Raw genomic sequence first — 20538 nt, 5'->3', positions numbered from 1 at the left:
ATTTCCAGCATGCCTCGTCGTCCTGGCTCGGCTTGGCTCGGCCCGGCGAGTGCTGACAACAAAAAAGGGTAAGGCGACCGCAACAGTGCGGCGCCCCACCCTTTTCTTGTTCTGACTCCGGCCGCCCTTCGGGCGCCCGGTCATTCCATTCGCGGCTGACCGCTCAACGCAGGCCCGCGATGTAGTCCGCGACGGCCTTGATCTCGTTGTCCGACAGCCGCGATGCGATCTGATGCATCGCCTCGTTGTTGTTGCGCGCGCCGGCACCCTGCTGGAACGCGGTCAACTGCGCGACCGTGTAATCGGCCCATTGCCCCGACAGACGCGGGTACTGGACCGGAATTCCCTGCCCTGTCGGCCCGTGGCAGCTCGCGCAGGCGGGTACGCCCTTCTCCGCGATGCCGCCGCGATAGATCTTCTGGCCGATCGGCACGGTTGCCGCATCGCGTGCGGTGCCGAGCTTCGTCGTCTGCGACCCGTAGTACGCGGCGACATTACGCATGTCGTCCGCGCTCAGCGCGCTCGCGAATCCGACCATGACCGCGTTGGACCGCATCGGCCCCTTCGCGCCCGGCTGCGTCTTGAAGTCGTTCAACTGCTTGACCAGATATTCGGGATGCTGGCCGGCAAGCTTCGGGAAACTGCCCGACGCGCTATTGCCGTCGGCGCCGTGACACGACGCACAAACCTGCCCGGCAATTGCCTTGCCACGGTCGAGATCCGGCTTTGCCGCATCCGCCGCGTTTGCCTCCGCTACGAAACCTACGAACCCTGCTGCAACCTGAAGCACCATCAGAGACTTGCACAGTCGATTCATTCGCACACCCTGTTTCGTCTTGTGGGAATTTGAGGTTCTGCAAAAAACGACGGCGTTCAGTCTACCGCAGAAGCTACATAAAAGCGCGAGGCAGGCGCCCGGTAGCCTTCGGTAAAACCGCCGTATTGTACAATATCGTGTTGAAAGCTCCCGCGCCTATCGGGGCTACCCCGCCTCCACCACGCGGCTCGCGCCGCCCGTCCTTCCGGTTCCCATGGCCTTTCTGCTCCATCAAGCCCGCTTCTACACGACCGTCAACCATCTGCGCGACCTGCCGCCGACGGTTCAGCCGGAAATCGCGTTCGCGGGCCGCTCGAATGCCGGCAAGTCGACGGCGATCAACGTGCTGTGCAACCAGAAGCGGCTCGCCTTCGCGTCGAAGACGCCCGGCCGCACGCAGCATATCAACTACTTCTCCGTCGGCCCGGCCGCCGAGCCCGTCGCGAATCTCGTCGACCTGCCCGGCTACGGCTATGCGGAGGTGCCCGGTGCCGCCAAGGCGCACTGGGAAATGCTGCTGTCGTCCTACCTCGCGACCCGCTCGCAGCTTTGCGGCCTGATCCTGATGATGGATTCGCGCCGTCCGTTGACCGACCTCGATCGCCGCATGATCGAGTGGTTCGTGCCGACCGGCAAGCCGATCCACACGCTGCTGACGAAGTGCGACAAATTGACGCGACAGGAAAGCATCAACGCGCTGCGGACCACGCAAAAGGGGCTCGATGCGTATCGCGACCAGGGTGTCCAGGGCAAGCTGACGGTTCAGCTGTTCTCGGCAATGAAGCGCACGGGGCTCGACGAGGCGCACGAGCTGATCGAGAGCTGGGTGCGGCCGTCCGCCGCCGACGAAAAAAGCGAGCCTGTAGCACAATGATCGGGCAACGCGCGGCCGGGATCGGCGGCGCGTACCTGACGGCGCCTGCGGTTTCGGCCGGCTCATAAAAAAACCCGCCGTTGAACGGCGGGTCAAACAGCCTAATCGAAAAACGACAGGCACCCGCTCAGGGAGGAGAAGCGGGGAGCTGCACGCGACGCGTGCCGCTCGATCGCTATCATATACCAACGCTCCCGAAAATGACCTAAGGGTTCCGTAAGGTCTTACTGCCCTGATTTCTACCCAATCGCCATGAGCTTCCATCCGCTTCATCGTCCGCGCCGGATGCGCCGCGACGACTTCTCCCGCCGCCTGATGCGCGAAAACCGCCTGACCACCGACGACCTGATCTATCCGGTGTTCGTCGTCGAAGGCACCAACGAACGGCAGCCGGTGCCGTCGATGCCCGGCGTCGAACGCGTGTCCGTCGATCTGCTGATGCGGGTCGCCGAGCAGTGCGTCGAACTCGGCGTGCCCGTGCTGTCGCTGTTCCCGGCCATCGAGCCGTCGGTGAAAACGCCTGACGGCCGCGAGGCGGCCAATCCGGAAGGCCTGATCCCGCGCGCGGTGCGCGAGCTGAAGAAGCGCTTTCCCGAACTCGGCGTGCTGACCGACGTCGCACTCGATCCGTACACGAGCCACGGTCAGGACGGCGTGCTCGACGAGAACGGCTACGTGATCAACGACGACACGATCGAGATCCTGATCGACCAGGCGCGCGCGCAGGCGGAAGCCGGTGTCGACATCGTCGCGCCGTCGGACATGATGGACGGCCGCATCGGCGCGATCCGCGAAATGCTGGAAAGCGACGGCCATATCCACACGCGAATCATGGCCTATTCGGCCAAGTTCGCGTCGGCGTTCTACGGCCCCTTCCGCGACGCGGTCGGCTCGGCATCCAACCTGGGCAAGGGCAACAAGATGACCTACCAGATGGATCCGGCGAACAGCGACGAAGCGCTGCGAGAAGTGCGCCTGGACATCGACGAAGGCGCCGACATGGTGATGGTCAAGCCCGGCATGCCCTACCTCGACATCGTGCGCCGCGTGAAGGACGAGTTCCGCTTCCCGACCTACGTGTACCAGGTCAGCGGCGAATACGCGATGCTGAAGGCCGCCGCGATGAATGGCTGGCTCGACCACGACAAGGTCGTGCTGGAATCGCTGCTCGCGTTCAAGCGGGCGGGCGCCGACGGCGTGCTCACGTACTTCGCACTCGATGCTGCGCGTCTGCTGAAAGCGCAACGCTGATTGCCCGCCGGCAGGCGGAAAGAAAAACGGCGGGACACTTCGGTGTCCCGCCGTTTTTCTTTCCTTCGATCGGGGCCGCCTGCCCTTGTCGATCGTCAGCTCATGCCACGCAAGCACACCGGTTCGCCACCGGCACGCACCCTACGCAGGGTCATACCGTCGGGACCGAAGCCCGGTCGAGGCTGCGCAGGAACGTCTCGGCGGCCTGATAGCCAACCACGCGGCCGATCTCGTTGCCGTTGCGATCGAAGAAGATGATGCCCGGCGGCCCGAACAGGTTGAAACGCTTCAGCAGCGCCTGGTCGTCCGGGTTGTTCGCGGTGACGTCCGCGCGCACGAGGTGAAGCTGCGCGAGCCGCGCCTGCACGCGCGCGTCGGTAAACGTCAGATGCTCCATCTCCTTGCAGCTCACGCACCAATCGGCATAGAAGTCGAGCATCACGGGCTGGCCCGACGTCTTCAGCAGCGCGTCGAGTTCGCCACTCGAGCGCACCGATGCGAATGCAGGCCCGTCCTGCGCGGCAGCCGCACCTGCCGTCGCAGCGCCGCCCGACGCAACCGTGCGTGCCGCCAGCACCGCCAGCGGCTTCACCGGATCGGTCGACCCCGCAGCCAGGCCGACGAGCAGCGTGGCCGCCCAGATCGCGAGCGCGGCGCCCAAGCCACGGCCGAGGCGACGCCAGATGGACGTGGCGCCGGCATTCGGCGTAAACAGCCCGAGCGCAGCCGCCGCGATCAGCAGCCACAACGCGGCGAGCACCATCTTCAGGCCACCGGCAAGCACCGGCCACACGATCCACAGCGCGGCCGCGAGCAGCACGATGCCGAAGAACACCTTCACGCCATCCATCCATGCACCGGCGCGCGGCAGCACCGTCCCGGCGCCGACGCCGACGACCAGCAGTGGCACGCCCAGCCCCAATCCCATCGCGAACAGCGCGGCACCGCCGAGCAGCGCATTGCCCGTGTGCGCGATGAAGGCGAGCACCGCGAACAGCGGCGCCGTCATGCATGCGCCGACGACCAGCGCGGACAGCGCGCCCATCGCCGCGACCGCAACGAAATGGCCGCCCTGGCGCGCGCTCGATGCCTCGGCCGCGCCGTTCTGCCAGCGCGCGGGCAGCGCGATGTCCTTGCCTGAAATCAGCGAGACGGCGAACGCTGTCAGCAGCACGCCGAACGCGCCGAGCACCCATGGGTTCTGTAGCCACGCACCAAGGCTCTGGCCGACCAGCGCCGCGGCGATGCCGAGCACCGTGTAGACCAGTGCCATGCCGACCACATAGGTCAGCGACAGTGCGAAGCCGCGCGCATGCGTCGCGCGCGTGCCCTGGCCGATGATGATCGCCGACACGATCGGGATCATCGGGTACGAACACGGCAGGAGGCTCAGCACGACGCCCGCGACGAAGTACAGTGCGACGATCGTGAAGAAACCATGCCCTTCAAGCAGCGACTGTGCGAAATCGGCGCTCGTGACCTTGTCGAACCAGCTGCCCGCGGCAGCCGTATCGCCGGACAACGAGGCGGCGCCCAGCGCGGCGCCATCGACCTTCACGACGTGCTCGGCCGGCGGATAGCAGATGCCTTCGTCCGCGCACCCCTGCGACGTCACCGCGAGCTCGAACGGGCCCGACGCCTGCTTGACGGGCACGTGCACGACGACTTCGTCACGGTAGGTCTCGACGTTTTTCTGGAACGTCTGGTCGAACTTCACGTGGCCGGCCGGGAATTGCGGATCGCCGAGCGTCGCCTGGCCGTTCTTCACCGCGAACGCAAACCGCTCGCGGTACAGGTAATAGCCGTTGGCAACCTTGAAGCGGACGTCCACCTGCCCCGGCGATTCGCTCGCACTGAACTTGAACGCAACCGACGGATCGAGGAAATCGTCGGCCGCGCGCGCGAACGACATACCGCCCAGCACGAGCATGAACGACAACAGGACTGCGAGGAACCGCAGCGCGCGCACGCGCACGGGAAGCGCCATACCGTTAAACATGAAATAGACGTTGAGTTTCGCTCGTCACCCACTGACCGTACGCGGCCGATGCCGTCGTCTGCCACGAGACGATTTCGGGCGTCTCGTAAGGATGATGCGCGAGAATAAATCGCTCCAGTTCGAGTGCCCGCATGGGGCTCGTCTTGAACAGCAACTGGATCTCGTCGGCCGTTTCGACCTTGCCCTGCCAGTGATAGCGCGACTTGATCGCACCGAGCTCCGACACGCACGCGGCAAGCCGTGCATCGAGCGCACCGTCTGAAAGCACGTTGGCGGTCTCGGCATCGGGCACCGTCGTCAGCATCAGCACCACTATCATCCGCGCCCTCCTGGCTGGTCTATCGGCTCCTGCCGACGCGGATTGCCCACCTGGGGAGCGCGCCGGCTGCCCCGTATCGTAGCGCAGCCCGCGCAACGCTGCCGGCACCGCCCTGCGACAATCGATCGCAGCCGGCGCCGAAAAAACAAAAAGGGCCAAGCAATTGCTCGGCCCCTTTCAGATACTGCTGCGTACCGGAAGCTTACTCAGCTTCTTGCACGTTTTCCGTTTCGTCGACTTCCGGACGATCGAGCAGCTCGACCAGTGCCATCGGTGCGTTGTCGCCCACGCGGAAGCCGAACTTCAGCACGCGCAGGTAGCCGCCCGGACGGTTCGCGAAACGCGGACCGAGTACGTCGAACAGCTTCGCCACCGAGTCACGATCGCGCAGGCGGTTAAACGCCAGGCGACGGTTTGCCAGCGACGGCTTCTTGCCGAGCGTGATCAGCGGCTCGACGACTTTACGGAGTTCCTTCGCCTTCGGCAGCGTCGTCTTGATGACTTCGTGCTCGATCAGCGAGTTGGACATGTTACGGAGCATAGCCAGACGGTGGCTGCTCGTGCGGTTCAGTTTCCGCAGACCATGACGATGGCGCATTTCAGTTTCCTTGATTCAAAGTTTTGGTCCAGCTCTTCTATCGCACCTCGACGGGTGCACGGGCCGGTAACGAAAAAAAGCAAGATGCGGATTTTAAAGGAAAATCCGCATCTTTGCCAACTACAGCAACAACCGGGCTTACTTGTCGAGACCAGCCGGCGGCCAGTTCTCGAGCTTCATGCCCAGCGTGAGACCGCGCGAAGCGAGCACTTCCTTGATCTCGTTGAGCGACTTGCGACCAAGGTTCGGCGTCTTCAGCAGCTCGTTTTCCGTGCGCTGGATCAGGTCGCCGATGTAGTAGATGTTCTCGGCCTTCAGGCAGTTCGCCGAACGAACCGTCAGCTCGAGATCGTCCACCGGACGCAGCAGGATCGGATCGATCTGCGGTGCACGCGACGGCGCTTCGGCTGCCGTTTCCGTGCCTTCCAGCGCCGCGAACACGGACAGCTGGTCGACCAGGATGCGGGCCGATTGACGGATCGCTTCTTCCGGCGTGATCACACCGCTCGTCTCGATGTTCATCACAAGCTTGTCGAGGTCGGTACGCTGCTCGACCCGTGCGCTTTCGACGGCGTAGCTCACGCGGCGAACCGGCGAGAACGATGCGTCGAGGACGATGCGGCCGATGATCTTGGCCGTGTCTTCGCCGTAGCGACGGACGTTGCCGGGCACGTAGCCGCGACCCTTTTCGATCTTGATCTGAACGTCGAGCTTGCCGCCCTTCGACAGGTGCGCAATCACGTGATTCGGGTTGATGACTTCGCAGTCGTGAGCCAGCTCGATATCGCCGGCCGTGACAACGCCTTCACCTTCCTTGCGCAGCGTAACCGTCACTTCGTCGCGGTTATGCAGCTTGAACACCACGCCCTTCAGGTTCAGCAGCAGGTTGACGACGTCTTCCTGCACGCCATCCAGCGTCGAGTACTCGTGCACCACGCCCGCGATCGTCACTTCGGTCGGCGCGTAGCCAACCATCGACGACAGCAGCACGCGGCGAAGCGCATTGCCCAAGGTGTGGCCGTAACCGCGTTCGAACGGTTCCATGACCACCCTCGCGTGGTTCTCGCCAAGCGATTCCACGGCGATGATCTTGGGTTTCAGCAAACTGGTTTGCATGGGCTTTCCTCTTCAATACCCTCGGCTCGTTACACCGATAAGGCTGACCGGTAACAACCAGAAAATAAACAGCCGAGGCCCCTCCTTGCGCAACGCAATCGGGGTACCTCGGCCGTCAATCGGATTAACGCGAATACAATTCGACGATCAGGCTTTCGTTGATGTCGCCTGCGATTTCAGCGCGTTCCGGCATTTGCTTGAACGTGCCTTCAAACTTCTTCGCATCGACTGCAACCCAGCTCGGCATGCCGCCTTGCTCGGCCAGCGACAGCGCTTCGACGATACGCGCCTGCTTCTTCGCCTTTTCGCGGATCGCGACGACGTCGCCTGCCTTCACTTGCTGCGACGGGACGTTCGCGACGACGCCGTTCACGGTGATCGACTTGTGGCTCACCAGCTGACGCGCTTCAGCGCGGGTCGAGCCGAAGCCCATGCGATACACGACGTTGTCGAGGCGCGACTCGAGCAGTTGCAGCAGGTTTTCACCCGTGTTGCCCTTGCGGCGGTCGGCTTCAGCGAAGTAGCGGCGGAACTGACGCTCCAGCACGCCGTAGATACGCTTGACCTTCTGCTTTTCGCGCAGCTGCGTACCGTAGTCGGACGTACGTGCGCCCGAGGTACGGCCGTGCTGGCCCGGCTTGCTGTCGAGCTTGCACTTGTCGGCGAGCGAGCGGCGTGCGCTCTTCAGGAACAGGTCGGTGCCTTCACGGCGGGACAGCTTGGCTTTGGGGCCGATATAACGTGCCACTTTGCATTCCTTTATCAATCAGTCACGCGGATCGAAATCCGCGCTAGTCCGCTCCCTTTGGGGCGAACGGTGGGCTTAGTCAATCAAAAAAGCAACGCCCGTCGACGCTGAGCGGCGACAGGCAATGTGCTAGCACGAACGTGCCAGCACATCTTTAGATACGACGACGCTTCGGCGGACGGCAGCCGTTGTGCGGAATCGGGGTGACGTCCGAAATCGCGGTGATCTTGATGCCGAGACCGTGCAGTGCGCGCACTGCCGACTCACGACCCGGGCCCGGGCCCTTGATCCGCACTTCCAGATTCTTCACGCCGTATTCCATCGCGACGCGACCAGCCGACTCGGCTGCGACCTGGGCAGCGAACGGCGTCGATTTGCGCGAGCCCTTGAAGCCCTGACCGCCCGACGTCGCCCATGCCAGAGCGTTGCCTTGGCGATCGGTGATCGTGATGATCGTATTGTTGAACGACGCGTGAACGTGAACCACGCCTTCAGCGACGTTCTTCTTAACCTTCTTGCGAACGCGTTGCGCCGCGGTGTTCGAAGCCTTAGCCATTACGTTTTCCTGTAACTGTCAGTTCCGCTTACTTCTTCAGCGCTTGCGCTGCACGACGCGGACCCTTGCGAGTACGTGCGTTCGTACGCGTACGCTGACCGCGCATCGGCAGGCCCTTGCGATGACGAACACCACGGTAGCAACCGAGGTCCATCAGGCGCTTGATGTTCATCGTCACTTCACGGCGCAGATCGCCTTCGACGACAAACTTGCCCACTTCTTCACGCAGCTTTTCCAAGTCTGCGTCGGTCAAGTCCTTGACCTTCTTCGAAAAATCGACGCCAGCTGCCACGCAGATGCTGCGCGAACGGGTGCGGCCGATACCGAAGATAGCCGTCAGGCCGATCTCGGTATGCTGGTGATTCGGGATGTTAACCCCTGCGATACGAGCCATTGTTTTTCCTCAAACAAAAAGCGCAAACAAACGCGCGGTCAGCCTTGGCGCTGCTTGTGGCGCGGATCCGAGCTGCAGATCACGCGAACGACGCCTTTGCGCTTGATGATCTTGCAATTGCGGCAAATGCGCTTAACCGATGCCATCACTTTCATGATAATACCCTTTTTTCAAATCACTTCGCCCGGAACACGATCCGCGCACGAGACAGATCGTAAGGCGTCAATTCAACCGTCACCTTGTCGCCCGGGAGAATGCGGATGTAGTGCATCCGCATCTTTCCGGAGATATGCCCCAACACGACATGGCCGTTTTCCAGCTTCACACGGAAGGTCGCATTCGGGAGGTTTTCGATCACCTCACCTTGCATCTGGATTACATCGTCTTTGGCCATAGTCCTTATTAACGCGTTGGGATGTTGCCGCCCTTGAAGTTGGCCTTCTTGAGCAGCGACTCATACTGTTGCGACATAACGTACGACTGCACCTGCGCCATAAAGTCCATCGTGACGACGACAATGATCAGCAGCGACGTTCCACCAAAATAAAACGGCACGTTCCAGCGCAGCACCAGAAACTCCGGCAGCAGACACACGAAGACGATGTAGATCGCACCAGCCAGCGTCAGACGCGTGAGGATGCGGTCGATATATCGTGCGGTCTGATCGCCCGGACGGATACCCGGAACGAACGCGCCGCTCTTCTTCAGGTTATCTGCGGTCTCCCTGCTGTTGAACACCAGTGCGGTGTAGAAGAAGCAGAAAAACACGATCGCCAGCGTGTACAGCAGCACATAGACCGGCTGGCCCGGCTTCAGCGCTTCCGCAACGTTATGCAACGTATTGGAAATCCAGCTTCCCGTCGGCTGACCGGTACTGAACCAGCCGAGAATCGTTGCCGGGAACAGAATGATCGACGATGCGAAGATCGGCGGAATCACACCCGACATGTTCAGCTTCAGCGGCAGATGCGACGACTGCCCACCGTAGATCTTGTTGCCGACCTGGCGCTTCGCGTAGTTCACGAGGATCTTGCGCTGACCGCGTTCGATGAACACGACCAGGTAAGTCACCGCGGCAATCAGGACGACGATGATGATCGCCGAAATGATGCTCATCGAACCCGTACGCACCAGCTCGAACAACCCACCGACGGCATTCGGGAACCCTGCTGCGATCCCGCCGAAGATGATGATCGAGATACCGTTGCCCAGACCACGCTCGGTAATCTGCTCGCCGAGCCACATCAGGAACATCGTGCCGGTAACCAGCGTCACGACCGTCGTCAGACGGAACAGCATGCCGGGATCGGTGACGAGGCCCGGCTGGTTTTCCAGCGCAGCCGCGATACCGAACGCCTGGAAGGTCGCGAGCACCACGGTGAAATACCGCGTGTACTGCGTGATCTTCCGTTGCCCTGCCTGCCCTTCCTTCTTCAGCGCCTCGAGCTGCGGCGATACGATCGCCAGCAACTGCATGATGATCGACGCCGAGATGTACGGCATGATCCCCAGCGCAAAGATCGTGAAGCGGGAAAGCGCGCCACCCGAGAACATGTTGAACATGCCCAGGATGCCGCCCGCCTGGCTCTGGAACAGCTTAGCCAGTTGATCCGGATCGATGCCCGGCACGGGGATGTGCGCGCCGATGCGATAGACGATCAGCGCCAGGAGCAAGAACATTGCTCGCCGGCGCAGATCGCCGAATTTCGCCGTGCTTCGACCGGGTTTTGCAAGACTCGGGCTGTTAGCCAAGTACCTTCTCCGATGAATGCAAGTGACGACGCGCTACGCGTGTCACTCGGCGAACGAACCGCCAGCCGCTTCGATCGCAGCGCGCGCACCCTTGGTGGCACCGAGACCCTTCACGACGATCTTGCGCTTCAGTTCGCCCGTCGCGATGATCTTTGCGCTCTTCGTCAGCTCGCCGACCAGGCCGGCTTGCTTCAGTGCGAGCAGATCGATCTCGTCGACCGGCAGCTTCTCGAGGTCGCCCAGGCGCACTTCACCAACGAATTCCTTCGTCAGCGACGTGAAGCCGCGCTTCGGCAGACGACGTTGCAGCGGCATCTGACCGCCTTCGAAACCGACTTTGTGGAAGCCGCCCGAACGCGATTTCTGACCCTTGTGACCACGGCCAGCCGTCTTGCCGAGGCCCGAACCGATGCCACGGCCGACGCGACGCTTGGCGTGCTTGGCGCCAGCTGCCGGCTTCAGGTTATTCAATTCCATATCAACTCCTTGATCCGTAGGGCCGCTTACGCGATGACCTTAACGAGGTACGAGACCTTGTTGATCATGCCGCGGACCGCCGGCGTGTCCTGAAGCTCGCTGACCGAGTTGAGTCGGCGCAGGCCCAGGCCACGCACGGTCGCGCGGTGCGATTCGCGGGTCCCGATCAGGCTCTTAACGAGCTGAACCTTGACAGTTTTTTCAGACATGGTGACCACCCGGGCTTAGCCCAAAATTTCTTCGACGGACTTGCCGCGCTTCGCCGCGATGTCTGCCGGGGTGGACTGCTTGCGCAGACCGTCCAGCGTGGCGCGAACGAGGTTGTACGGGTTCGTCGAACCGTGGCTCTTCGCCACAACGTTCTGAACGCCCATCACGTCGAACACTGCGCGCATCGGGCCGCCGGCGATCACGCCCGTACCTGCCTTCGCCGGAGCGAGGAGGACGGCGGACGCGCCGTGCTTGCCGTGCACTTCGTGCTGCAGCGTGCCGTTCTTGAGCGGCACCTTGAACATGTTGCGGCGAGCTTGTTCCATTGCCTTCTGGACAGCGACCGGCACTTCCTTCGCCTTGCCCTTGCCCATACCGATGCGGCCATCGCCGTCGCCAACCACGGTCAGTGCGGCGAAGCCGAGAATACGGCCACCCTTCACGACCTTGGTCACGCGGTTGACCGAAATCATCTTTTCACGAAGGCCGTCGTCGCGCTCGTCAGCCTGAACTTTCGCTTGCATCTTTGCCATGACGAATTCCTTCCTTAGAACTTGAGCCCAGCTTCGCGAGCTGCCTCAGCCAGCGCTTTCACGCGGCCGTGGTAGCGGAAGCCCGAGCGGTCGAAGGCGACGGATTCGATGCCGGCGGCCTTGGCCTTCTCGGCAATACGCTTGCCGATCAGCGTCGCGGCGTTAACGTTGCCACCCTTGCCCGACTTGTCGGCGAGCTCGGCACGCACTTCTGCCTCGAGCGTCGACGCGCTGGCGAGCACCTTGGTGCCGCACGGCGAGAACACTTGAGCGTAGATGTGCGTGTTCGTGCGATGCACGGCGAGACGCGCGACCTGCAGCTCAGCGATCTTGATACGCGTCTGGCGAGCGCGGCGCAGGCGAGATTGAGTCTTATCCATGATTGCGCACCCTTACTTCTTCTTCGTTTCTTTGAGGATCACAACCTCGTCGGAATAACGCACGCCCTTGCCCTTGTAGGGCTCCGGCGGACGGTAACCGCGCACTTCCGCAGCTACTTGACCGACTTGTTGCTTGTTGATCCCCTTGATCACGATTTCGGTTTGCGTCGGGGTTTCGGCCTTGACGCCTTCCGGCATCTGGTGCACCACCGGGTGCGAGAAACCCAGCGACAGGTTCAGCTTGTCGCCTTGCGCTTGCGCACGGTAACCGACGCCAACCAGCGTCAGCTTGCGCTCGAAACCCTTGGTCACGCCGTGCACGGCATTCGCGATGATCGCGCGCATCGTGCCCGACAGTGCATTTGCTTCGCGGCTTTCGTCGACCGGCGACAGATTCAGCGTGCCGTCGTTGTTCGCCACGTTCACGAGCGGATTGATCGCTTGCGTGATGGTGCCCAGCGGGCCCTTGACGGTGATTGCACCGTCGGCCAGCTTGACTTCCGCGCCTTGCAGCGCGATCGGGCTCTTACCTACTCGAGACATGTTTCTCTCTCCTCGGCTTTAAGCGACGTAGCAGATGACTTCGCCGCCGACGCCGGTAGCGCGCGCCTTGCGGTCGGTCATCACGCCCTTCGGCGTCGACACGATTGCCACACCGAGGCCGTTCATGACCTGCGGAATGTCGTTACGGCCGCGGTACACGCGCAGACCAGGCTTCGACACGCGCTCGAGGCGTTCGATGACCGGGCGGCCCGCGTAGTACTTCAGCGCGATATTCAGTTCGGACTTCGCACCTTCCGCCTTGACAGCGAAATCGTCGATGTAGCCTTCGTCCTTCAGGACTTGCGCGATTGCAACCTTGACCTTCGACGAGGGCATCGCAACCGATACCTTCTCGACCATCTGCGCGTTGCGGATGCGAGTCAGCATATCGGCGATAGGATCACTCATGCTCATTTACGTTTCTCCTATTACCAGCTCGCCTTGGTCAGGCCAGGAATCTCGCCACGGAATGCGATTTCACGAATCTTGTTACGCGCGAGGCCGAATTTACGGAACGTGCCACGCGGACGGCCCGTGATCGCGCAGCGGTTACGCTGGCGGGTCGGGTTTGCGTTGCGGGGCAGTTGCTGCAGCTCAAGGCGTGCTTCGTAGCGCTCTTCTTCCGACTTGCTTTGGTCTTCGACGATCGCCTTCAGCGCATCGCGCTTTGCTGCGAACTTCGCGACCAGGCGGGCGCGCTTCTTTTCACGTTCGATCAGTGCCAGTTTAGCCACGGTAACCTCAGTTTCTGAACGGGAACTTGAAGCTGGCGAGCAGAGCCTTTGCTTCGTCGTCGGTCTTCGCAGTCGTCGTGATGCTGATGTTCAGCCCACGCAGTGCGTCGATCTTGTCGTAGTCGATTTCGGGGAAAATGATCTGCTCTTTCACACCGATGTTGTAGTTGCCACGGCCATCGAAAGCACGACCCGACACGCCGCGGAAGTCACGCACGCGGGGCAGGGCAACCGTCACGAAACGGTCGAGGAATTCGTACATGGCACGGCCACGCAGCGTCACCATCGCGCCGATCGGGTAACCCTGGCGGATCTTGAAGCCTGCGATTGCCTTGCGTGCCTTCGTCACGACCGGCTTCTGACCAGCGATCTTCGTGAGGTCGCCAACGGCGTTCTCGATGATCTTCTTGTCAGCGATCGCTTCGCCAAGACCCATGTTCAGCGTGATCTTGGTGATGCGCGGCACTTCCATGACCGACTTGTAACCGAACTTCTCGATCAGGCCGGGCACAACCTTTTCTTTGTAAAACTCTTGAAAACGAGCCATTTTTTACTCCGCTGCGTCAGGCGCTCAGTACGGCACCGGTCGTCTTCAGGAAGCGAACCTTCTTGCCTTCCTCGACCTTGATGCCAACACGCGACGCCTTGCCATTCGCGTCGACCAGTGCGACGTTCGAAATATGCAGGGGCATCGTCTTCGCTTCCACGCCACCCGTCGTACCCTTCATCGGGTTCGGCTTCACATGCTTCTTGACGAGGTTGATACCTTCAACCGTCACATGCTCTGCACCGACAGCCAGCACGACGCCGCGCTTGCCCTTGTCCTTACCGGTGACGACGATGACTTCGTCACCTTTGCGAATCTTGTTCATCGCGACTCCTTACAGCACTTCCGGCGCCAGCGAAACGATCTTCATGAATCGTTCGCTACGCAGCTCACGCGTGACCGGCCCGAAGATACGGGTGCCGATCGGCTCGAGCTTGTTATTCAAAAGCACAGCGGCGTTGCCGTCGAACTTGATCAGCGAGCCGTCTTGACGGCGCACGCCCTTGGCGGTGCGGACCACCACGGCGTTGTAAATTTCGCCTTTCTTCACGCGCCCGCGCGGCGTTGCCTCTTTGACGCTCACCTTGATGATGTCGCCAATGCCGGCATAACGACGCTTCGAGCCGCCGAGCACCTTGATGCACAGGACTTCACGTGCACCCGTGTTGTCGGCTACTTCGAGCCGAGATTCGGTCTGGATCATGGTTTGTCTTTCCCAACTTAATCCGGATGCACCACCATGATGCATTCGGTCAGTCTTGGTCCCGTCAGCCAATCGGCTGCTTGGGTTGGAACAGCAGCGACGGCAAACGAAACCCGCCATCGCAATTCGGTGAATCTTTCGGACAGGCAGGCGCCAGTCCGCTTCCCCCACCAACTTCGCCCGCGACGGGGCTCCCATAAAGAGGGAAGACCAGGATTATAACAAATAATCCTGGTCACGCAAGCAAATACTTTGCGATTTCAAGCACTTCGCGGAGAAGTGCTTGTTACTGCCTACTGCTCTGCCCGCTTAGATGACGCGAGCTGCTTCGACGAGGCGCGAAACCGTCCAGGCCTTCGTCTTCGAAACAGGACGCGTTTCCTGGATTTCGACGAGATCGCCTTCGTTGTAGGTGTTCGCTTCATCGTGCGCGTGGTACTTCTTCGAACGCACGACATACTTGCCGTAGATCGGGTGCTTGACGCGGTGCTCGATCAGCACGGTGACGGTCTTGTCCATCTTGTTGCTGACGACCCGACCGACCAGCGTCCGCTTCAGCGAGGTTTTCACGCTATCGTTCATTTCTGGTTCGCCTTCTGAGTCATGACGGTCCGCACACGTGCGATGTCGCGACGAACCTTCTTCAGCTGGCTCGTGTTCGTGAGCTGCTGGGTCGCGAGTTGCATGCGCAGGCCGAATTGCGCCTTCAGCAGGTCCGCCAGCTCCTTGTTGAGCGCGGCCTGGTCTTTCTGGAGAAGTTCGGAAGCCTTCATATTTTCTCCTTAGGCGCCGAGCTGGCGCACGATGAACGCCGTCTTCAGCGGCAGCTTGGCTGCAGCCAGACGGAACGCTTCGCGTGCCAGTTCTTCGGTTACGCCGTCCATTTCATAGAGCATCTTGCCCGGCTGGATCTCGGCGACGTAGTACTCCGGGTTACCCTTACCGTTACCCATACGCACTTCGGCCGGCTTCTGCGAAATCGGCTTGTCCGGGAAGATCCGGATCCAGATGCGGCCGCCACGCTTGATGTGACGCGTCATTGCACGACGCGCCGCTTCAATCTGGCGTGCGGTCAAACGACCGCGACCGATCGCCTTCAGGCCGAATTCACCGAACGACACTGCGTTGCCGCGCGTCGCCTTGCCAGTGTTACGACCCTTCTGCTCTTTACGATACTTTCTGCGTTTCGGTTGCAGCATCGTTATTCTCCAGTCTTGCCGTCTTCGGGCTTGCCGGCGCCACGGCGCGGTGCGCCACGACGAGCACCCGGAGCGCCGCCTTCGCCGTCACGGCGCGGACGACGGTCGCCCGGACGCGCATTGCGACGCGGACGCTTGTCTTCGGCTACTTCTTCCACCACCGGTGCATCGTTGCGGCCGAGCGTATCGCCCTTGTAGACCCACACCTTGACGCCGATGATCCCGTAAGTCGTCTTCGCTTCCGAAGTCGCGTAGTCGATATCGGCACGCAGCGTGTGAAGCGGCACGCGACCTTCGCGATACCACTCCGTACGAGCGATTTCGATACCGTTCAGACGGCCCGCGCTCATGATCTTGATGCCCTGGGCACCCAGACGCATCGCGTTCTGCATCGCACGCTTCATCGCGCGACGGAACATGATCCGGCGCTCGAGCTGTTGCGTGATCGAGTCGGCGATCAGCTGAGCATCGGTTTCCGGCTTGCGGATTTCTTCGATGTTGACGTGAACCGGAACGCCCATGCGGCGTTGCAGTTCCGTCTTCAGCTGTTCGATATCCTCGCCCTTCTTGCCGATGACCACACCCGGACGCGAGCTGTAAATCGTAATGCGCGCGTTCTTCGCCGGACGCTCGATGACGACCCGACCGACCGAAGCGTTCTTCAGCTTCTTCTTCAGGTATTCACGAACACCGATGTCTTCCTGCAGCATCGCCGCGAAATTGTTGTTGTTCGCGTACCAACGCGAAGCCCAATTGCGGCTGACAGCCAGGCGGAAGCCAGTCGGATGAATTTTCTGTCCCATCGTATGGCTCCTTAATTCCCGACCGTCACAGTGATGTGACAGGATTGCTTCTCGATGCGGTTACCGCGGCCCTTGGCGCGCGCGGTGAAACGCTTGAGCGATGCAGCCTTGTCGACGTAGATGCTCTTGATCTTGAGCTCGTCGATATCGGCGCCTTCGTTGTGCTCCGCATTCGCGATTGCCGACAGCACAACCTTCTTCACGATGCCAGCCGCCTTCTTCGGCGAGAACGTCAGAACGTTCAGCGCCTTGTCGACCGGCAAACCGCGGATCTGGTCAGCCACAAGGCGCGTTTTTTGCGCCGAGATGCGGGCACCGCGATGAATTGCTTTCACTTCCATCTTGATTGCCCCTTATTTCTTGGCCTTCTTGTCGGCTGCGTGACCCTTGAACGTACGGGTCAGTGCGAACTCGCCAAGCTTGTGGCCGACCATGTTTTCCGAGATGTACACCGGAACGTGTTGACGGCCGTTGTGAACAGCGATCGTCAGGCCGATGAAATCCGGCAGAATCGTCGAGCGACGCGACCAGGTCTTGATCGGCTTTTTGTCGCGCGAAGCTGCAGCCGCCTCAACTTTCTTCAGCAAATGGGCGTCGCAGAACGGACCTTTTTTAACAGAACGTGCCATTGCCTACTCCTTAACGCTTGTGACGGCGCTGGACGATCATCGTCGTCGTGCGCTTGTTGCTACGGGTGCGATAACCCTTAGCCGGAGTACCCCACGGGCTAACCGGATCGCGACCTGCAGCCGTCTTGCCCTCACCACCACCGTGCGGGTGATCAACCGGGTTCATCGCAACGCCACGCACCGTCGGGCGGATACCGCGCCAGCGGTTCGCGCCAGCCTTGCCGATCTGGCGCAGGCTATGCTCTTCGTTGCCGACTTCACCGATCGTTGCACGGCACTCGATGTGCACGCGGCGGATTTCGCCCGAACGCAGACGAACCTGCGCGTAGACGCCTTCACGTGCGAGCAGCATGGCCGACGTACCAGCCGAACGCGCCATTTGCGCGCCCTTGCCCGGCAGCATCTCGATGCAGTGGATCGTCGTACCGACCGGAATGTTGCGGATCGGCAGCGTGTTGCCTGCACGGATCGGCGCTTCCGAACCCGACATCAGCTGTTGGCCGACGGTCAGGCCCTTCGGGGCGATGATGTAGCGACGTTCGCCGTCTGCGTAGAGCACCAGCGCGATGTTCGCGCTACGGTTCGGGTCGTACTCGAGACGCTCGACCTTTGCCGGAATGCCATCCTTCGTGCGACGGAAATCGACGATACGGTAGTGCTGCTTGTGACCACCACCCTTATGACGCGTGGTGATACGGCCGTTGTTGTTACGGCCGGCGGTCGAGCTCTGCGAGTCGAGCAGCGCCGCGAACGGCTTGCCCTGGTGCAGGTTCTTGTTGACCACCTTGACCATCGCGCGGCGACCCGGCGATGTCGGCTTAACTTTCACGATTGCCATGATTACTTGGCCTCCGCTTCAAAGTTGATTTCCTGGCCGGGCTTCAGGCAAACGTACGCCTTCTTCACGTCCTTGCGGCGGCCCATCGAACGGCCAAAGCGCTTTTGCTTGCCCTTCTGAACCAGCACGTTGACGGAATCAACTTCGACCTTGAACAGCAGCTCGACAGCCGCCTTCACTTCCTGCTTCGTGGCATCCGGTGCGACTTCGAACACGACTTGCTCGTTCTTGTCGGCAACCAGCGTCGCCTTTTCCGAGATCACCGGTGCGAGCAGGACCTGCATCAAACGATGATCGTTCTTGCGAATCTCGCTCATGACAGCAACTCCTCGATCTGGGCGACCGCAGCCTTCGTGACCAGCACTTTCTTGAAGTAGATCAGCGAGAGCGGGTCAGCGTAGCGCGGCTCGACAATTGCCACGTGCGGCAGGTTGCGCGATGCCAGGTACAGGTTCTCGTCAACCGTGTCGGTGATGATCAGCACGGAGTCGAGACCCATGGTCTTGAATTTGTCGGCCAGCAGCTTGGTCTTCGGCGCTTCGAGGATGATGTCCTCGACGACCGACAGACGGCCTTCACGGGCCAGCTGCGAGAAGATCGAGCAGAGACCTGCGCGATGCATCTTCTTGTTGACCTTGTGCGAGAAGTTTTCTTCCGGCGAATTCGGGAAGATACGACCACCGCCACGCCACAGCGGGCTCGACGACATACCGGCACGAGCGCGGCCCGTACCCTTCTGGCGCCACGGCTTCTTGGTCGTGTGCTTGACTTGCTCACGGTCCTTCTGTGCGCGGTTACCCTGGCGAGCATTCGCCTGGTAAGCGACGACGACCTGGTGGATCAGCGCTTCGTTGTAGTCACGACCGAACACGACGTCCGATGCGTTGACCACTGCACCTTCCTGACCATTTTCGTTCAGGAGCTTGAGTTCCATTATTTCGCCCCCTTGGTCTTGACGGCCGGCGTCACGAAGACCTTGCCACCCTTCGCGCCCGGAATCGCACCCTTCACGAGCAGCAGCTTGCGCTCTGCGTCGATACGAGCGATTTCGAGGTTCTGCACCGTCACCGTCACGTCACCCATGTGACCCGTCATGCGTTTACCCGGGAAAACGCGACCCGGATCCTGCGCCATACCGATCGAGCCCGGCACGTTGTGCGAGCGCGAGTTACCGTGCGTGGCACGGCCGGAGGAGAAGTTGTAACGCTTGATCGTACCGGCGTAGCCCTTACCGATCGACACGCCTTGCACGTCGACCTTCTGGCCCACTTCGAAAAGATCAGCACCGACCACGGCGCCATTCGACAGCTCAGCTGCCTTGGCCGCGTCAATGCGGAATTCCTTGAGGATTTCACCGGCTTCGACACCGGCTTTGGCGAGATGACCTGCCAGCGGCTTCGTCACGCGCGAGGCACGACGGGAGCCGAATGCAACCTGCACGGCCGTGTAGCCGTCGGTTTCAACAGTCTTGATCTGCGTCACGCGGTTGTCCGACACGTCCAGCACGGTGACGGGAATCGAATCCCCTTCCGCCGTGAAGATACGGGTCATGCCAACCTTGCGACCTACGAGTCCAAGGCTCATCATTTTCTCCATTCCCGACTGCGATTGGTCGGGGCTGATTTACAAAATGCCGGGCACGCAAGGCCCAACTTTTTTACGCGAATACGCGAAAAGCCAAGCATTATAGCTCGACCCCGCGTTTTCTGCAAGCAATCAAAGACTTAGCGCCGCCAGGCAAGCCGATCGGCGCTGGAAGCCTTACTGCAGCTTGATTTCCACGTCGACGCCAGCCGGCAGATCGAGCTTCATCAGCGCGTCAACCGTCTTGTCGGTCGGATCGACGATGTCCATCAGGCGCTGGTGGGTGCGGATTTCGAGCTGATCGCGCGACGTCTTGTTGACGTGCGGCGAACGCAGGATGTCAAAACGCTGAATGCGCGTCGGCAGCGGCACCGGGCCACGGACGATTGCGCCAGTCCGCTTCGCGGTATCGACGATCTCGGCAGCCGATTGGTCGATCAGACGATAGTCGAATGCCTTCAGGCGAATGCGGATTTTCTGTTGCTGCATGACGATTCCTTGGAAAGAGCGAGGCGATGTTGCATCGCCGGACACTAAAAGAACGTGAAACATGACGCCTGCGGGGAGCGAGACATCAGGTTCCGGAAAGTACTTCCACTGCTAAGCCCGCGATTCTACACGAAATTCTGGAGCAATGGTGCGAGTTTCTCACCCCTCGCTTTCTCGCCACGGAAAAACAAAACCGGGTGCCAGCGCAAGCTGGACACCCGGTTTCGACGGTACGGACTGCATACCGCGGAATCGCGGATCCCGCCGGGATCCGCGGATCGTCGAAATTACTCGATGATCTTGGCGACGACGCCAGCGCCGACCGTACGGCCACCTTCGCGGATTGCGAAGCGCAGACCTTCTTCCATCGCGATCGGAGCAATCAGCTTCACCGTGATCGACACGTTGTCGCCCGGCATCACCATTTCCTTGTCCTTCGGCAGCT

Annotated in this window: 34 protein-coding genes and 1 pseudogene; 2 read left to right on the top strand and 33 right to left on the bottom strand. The window is 61.1% G+C overall.

Features of this window, described 5'->3' with window-relative positions:
• Positions 1 to 163: 163 nt before the first annotated feature.
• Complete coding sequence (locus LGN17_RS31595; RefSeq protein ID WP_175957910.1) at positions 164 to 817, bottom strand: c-type cytochrome; 654 nt, start codon at positions 815 to 817, stop codon at positions 164 to 166.
• Positions 818 to 1031: 214 nt separating this feature from the next.
• Between LGN17_RS31595 and yihA the strand changes: the two genes are divergently transcribed.
• Complete coding sequence (gene yihA, locus LGN17_RS31590) at positions 1032 to 1691, top strand: ribosome biogenesis GTP-binding protein YihA/YsxC (RefSeq protein WP_021161737.1); 660 nt, start codon at positions 1032 to 1034, stop codon at positions 1689 to 1691.
• 252 nt (positions 1692 to 1943) lie between these two features.
• Entirely contained in the window at positions 1944 to 2942 is a 999-nt protein-coding gene (hemB, locus tag LGN17_RS31585; protein ID WP_059859839.1) for a porphobilinogen synthase, read from the top strand.
• Positions 2943 to 3093: 151 nt separating this feature from the next.
• Here the strand turns inward: hemB and dsbD are convergent, their stop codons facing one another.
• The 32 genes and pseudogenes from dsbD to LGN17_RS31425 all read right to left on the bottom strand — a co-directional run.
• Positions 3094 to 4941: a protein-disulfide reductase DsbD gene (gene dsbD / locus LGN17_RS31580; protein WP_226200879.1), complete on the bottom strand. Its 1848-nt coding sequence runs from the start codon at positions 4939 to 4941 to the stop codon at positions 3094 to 3096.
• Complete coding sequence (gene cutA / locus LGN17_RS31575; protein WP_226200878.1) at positions 4934 to 5260, bottom strand: divalent-cation tolerance protein CutA; 327 nt, start codon at positions 5258 to 5260, stop codon at positions 4934 to 4936. The genes dsbD and cutA overlap by 8 nt, the downstream gene beginning before the upstream one ends.
• Positions 5261 to 5462: 202 nt before the next feature.
• Positions 5463 to 5858, bottom strand: coding sequence for a 50S ribosomal protein L17 (gene rplQ, locus LGN17_RS31570; RefSeq protein ID WP_006477175.1), 396 nt, complete (start codon positions 5856 to 5858; stop codon positions 5463 to 5465).
• A 138-nt stretch (positions 5859 to 5996) separates the two neighbouring features.
• Positions 5997 to 6974: a DNA-directed RNA polymerase subunit alpha gene (locus LGN17_RS31565; protein ID WP_006477176.1), complete on the bottom strand. Its 978-nt coding sequence runs from the start codon at positions 6972 to 6974 to the stop codon at positions 5997 to 5999.
• Positions 6975 to 7098: 124 nt separating this feature from the next.
• Positions 7099 to 7722: a 30S ribosomal protein S4 gene (gene rpsD / locus LGN17_RS31560; RefSeq protein WP_006477177.1), complete on the bottom strand. Its 624-nt coding sequence runs from the start codon at positions 7720 to 7722 to the stop codon at positions 7099 to 7101.
• Positions 7723 to 7876: 154 nt separating this feature from the next.
• The gene (gene rpsK, locus LGN17_RS31555) at positions 7877 to 8278 is read right to left on the bottom strand and encodes a 30S ribosomal protein S11 (protein WP_004197937.1); all 402 of its coding nucleotides are present in this window, start codon (positions 8276 to 8278) and stop codon (positions 7877 to 7879) included.
• 28 nt (positions 8279 to 8306) lie between these two features.
• Positions 8307 to 8672, bottom strand: a complete 366-nt coding sequence (gene rpsM / locus LGN17_RS31550; protein WP_006400641.1) for a 30S ribosomal protein S13 — start codon at positions 8670 to 8672, stop codon at positions 8307 to 8309.
• A 38-nt stretch (positions 8673 to 8710) separates the two neighbouring features.
• Complete coding sequence (gene rpmJ, locus LGN17_RS31545; RefSeq protein ID WP_004199844.1) at positions 8711 to 8827, bottom strand: 50S ribosomal protein L36; 117 nt, start codon at positions 8825 to 8827, stop codon at positions 8711 to 8713.
• 20 nt (positions 8828 to 8847) lie between these two features.
• Complete coding sequence (infA, locus tag LGN17_RS31540; RefSeq protein WP_004521905.1) at positions 8848 to 9066, bottom strand: translation initiation factor IF-1; 219 nt, start codon at positions 9064 to 9066, stop codon at positions 8848 to 8850.
• An 8-nt stretch (positions 9067 to 9074) separates the two neighbouring features.
• Positions 9075 to 10424, bottom strand: coding sequence for a preprotein translocase subunit SecY (gene secY, locus LGN17_RS31535; protein WP_072443819.1), 1350 nt, complete (start codon positions 10422 to 10424; stop codon positions 9075 to 9077).
• 42 nt (positions 10425 to 10466) lie between these two features.
• Positions 10467 to 10901 (bottom strand): 50S ribosomal protein L15, encoded by a 435-nt coding sequence (gene rplO / locus LGN17_RS31530; protein WP_006482880.1) that lies wholly within the window; start codon positions 10899 to 10901, stop codon positions 10467 to 10469.
• A gap of 26 nt (positions 10902 to 10927) precedes the next feature.
• Entirely contained in the window at positions 10928 to 11110 is a 183-nt protein-coding gene (rpmD, locus tag LGN17_RS31525; protein ID WP_006400644.1) for a 50S ribosomal protein L30, read from the bottom strand.
• A 15-nt stretch (positions 11111 to 11125) separates the two neighbouring features.
• Complete coding sequence (gene rpsE, locus LGN17_RS31520) at positions 11126 to 11644, bottom strand: 30S ribosomal protein S5 (protein ID WP_006482895.1); 519 nt, start codon at positions 11642 to 11644, stop codon at positions 11126 to 11128.
• Positions 11645 to 11658: 14 nt separating this feature from the next.
• Positions 11659 to 12024: a 50S ribosomal protein L18 gene (gene rplR, locus LGN17_RS31515; protein WP_006477183.1), complete on the bottom strand. Its 366-nt coding sequence runs from the start codon at positions 12022 to 12024 to the stop codon at positions 11659 to 11661.
• A gap of 12 nt (positions 12025 to 12036) precedes the next feature.
• Complete coding sequence (gene rplF / locus LGN17_RS31510) at positions 12037 to 12567, bottom strand: 50S ribosomal protein L6 (protein ID WP_006758786.1); 531 nt, start codon at positions 12565 to 12567, stop codon at positions 12037 to 12039.
• Between the two features lie 18 nt (positions 12568 to 12585).
• A complete protein-coding gene (gene rpsH, locus LGN17_RS31505) occupies positions 12586 to 12981 on the bottom strand; it encodes a 30S ribosomal protein S8 (protein WP_006477185.1) in 396 nt (131 codons plus the stop codon).
• Positions 12982 to 12995: 14 nt separating this feature from the next.
• Positions 12996 to 13301, bottom strand: a complete 306-nt coding sequence (gene rpsN / locus LGN17_RS31500) for a 30S ribosomal protein S14 (protein ID WP_011350676.1) — start codon at positions 13299 to 13301, stop codon at positions 12996 to 12998.
• Positions 13302 to 13308: 7 nt separating this feature from the next.
• Complete coding sequence (gene rplE / locus LGN17_RS31495) at positions 13309 to 13848, bottom strand: 50S ribosomal protein L5 (protein ID WP_006482882.1); 540 nt, start codon at positions 13846 to 13848, stop codon at positions 13309 to 13311.
• 16 nt (positions 13849 to 13864) lie between these two features.
• Entirely contained in the window at positions 13865 to 14173 is a 309-nt protein-coding gene (gene rplX, locus LGN17_RS31490) for a 50S ribosomal protein L24 (RefSeq protein WP_006477187.1), read from the bottom strand.
• 9 nt (positions 14174 to 14182) lie between these two features.
• Positions 14183 to 14551 (bottom strand): 50S ribosomal protein L14, encoded by a 369-nt coding sequence (gene rplN, locus LGN17_RS31485; protein WP_006482918.1) that lies wholly within the window; start codon positions 14549 to 14551, stop codon positions 14183 to 14185.
• Between the two features lie 309 nt (positions 14552 to 14860).
• Positions 14861 to 15133: a 30S ribosomal protein S17 gene (gene rpsQ / locus LGN17_RS31480; RefSeq protein ID WP_006477189.1), complete on the bottom strand. Its 273-nt coding sequence runs from the start codon at positions 15131 to 15133 to the stop codon at positions 14861 to 14863.
• Complete coding sequence (gene rpmC / locus LGN17_RS31475; RefSeq protein ID WP_006400652.1) at positions 15130 to 15324, bottom strand: 50S ribosomal protein L29; 195 nt, start codon at positions 15322 to 15324, stop codon at positions 15130 to 15132. The genes rpsQ and rpmC overlap by 4 nt, the downstream gene beginning before the upstream one ends.
• A gap of 9 nt (positions 15325 to 15333) precedes the next feature.
• The gene (gene rplP, locus LGN17_RS31470; protein ID WP_006482873.1) at positions 15334 to 15750 is read right to left on the bottom strand and encodes a 50S ribosomal protein L16; all 417 of its coding nucleotides are present in this window, start codon (positions 15748 to 15750) and stop codon (positions 15334 to 15336) included.
• A 2-nt stretch (positions 15751 to 15752) separates the two neighbouring features.
• The gene (gene rpsC, locus LGN17_RS31465) at positions 15753 to 16553 is read right to left on the bottom strand and encodes a 30S ribosomal protein S3 (protein ID WP_006482899.1); all 801 of its coding nucleotides are present in this window, start codon (positions 16551 to 16553) and stop codon (positions 15753 to 15755) included.
• A gap of 11 nt (positions 16554 to 16564) precedes the next feature.
• The gene (rplV, locus tag LGN17_RS31460) at positions 16565 to 16894 is read right to left on the bottom strand and encodes a 50S ribosomal protein L22 (RefSeq protein ID WP_004199272.1); all 330 of its coding nucleotides are present in this window, start codon (positions 16892 to 16894) and stop codon (positions 16565 to 16567) included.
• Between the two features lie 12 nt (positions 16895 to 16906).
• A complete protein-coding gene (gene rpsS, locus LGN17_RS31455) occupies positions 16907 to 17182 on the bottom strand; it encodes a 30S ribosomal protein S19 (RefSeq protein ID WP_004199273.1) in 276 nt (91 codons plus the stop codon).
• 10 nt (positions 17183 to 17192) lie between these two features.
• Positions 17193 to 18020, bottom strand: a complete 828-nt coding sequence (gene rplB / locus LGN17_RS31450) for a 50S ribosomal protein L2 (RefSeq protein WP_006482900.1) — start codon at positions 18018 to 18020, stop codon at positions 17193 to 17195.
• A gap of 2 nt (positions 18021 to 18022) precedes the next feature.
• A complete protein-coding gene (gene rplW / locus LGN17_RS31445) occupies positions 18023 to 18337 on the bottom strand; it encodes a 50S ribosomal protein L23 (protein WP_004199275.1) in 315 nt (104 codons plus the stop codon).
• The gene (gene rplD / locus LGN17_RS31440) at positions 18334 to 18954 is read right to left on the bottom strand and encodes a 50S ribosomal protein L4 (protein WP_006477192.1); all 621 of its coding nucleotides are present in this window, start codon (positions 18952 to 18954) and stop codon (positions 18334 to 18336) included. The genes rplW and rplD overlap by 4 nt, the downstream gene beginning before the upstream one ends.
• Complete coding sequence (rplC, locus tag LGN17_RS31435) at positions 18954 to 19604, bottom strand: 50S ribosomal protein L3 (RefSeq protein WP_006482922.1); 651 nt, start codon at positions 19602 to 19604, stop codon at positions 18954 to 18956. The genes rplD and rplC overlap by 1 nt, the downstream gene beginning before the upstream one ends.
• A 177-nt stretch (positions 19605 to 19781) precedes the next feature.
• Entirely contained in the window at positions 19782 to 20093 is a 312-nt protein-coding gene (gene rpsJ / locus LGN17_RS31430; RefSeq protein ID WP_004199280.1) for a 30S ribosomal protein S10, read from the bottom strand.
• Between the two features lie 287 nt (positions 20094 to 20380).
• A pseudogene (locus LGN17_RS31425) lies at positions 20381 to 20538 on the bottom strand (elongation factor Tu); the annotation flags it as partial.

Source organism: Burkholderia sp. AU30280 (assembly GCF_020420125.1).
Lineage (GTDB): Bacteria > Pseudomonadota > Gammaproteobacteria > Burkholderiales > Burkholderiaceae > Burkholderia.
Note: the sequence above shows the minus strand (reverse complement) of the source record. Positions and strands in the feature narration are given on the sequence as shown.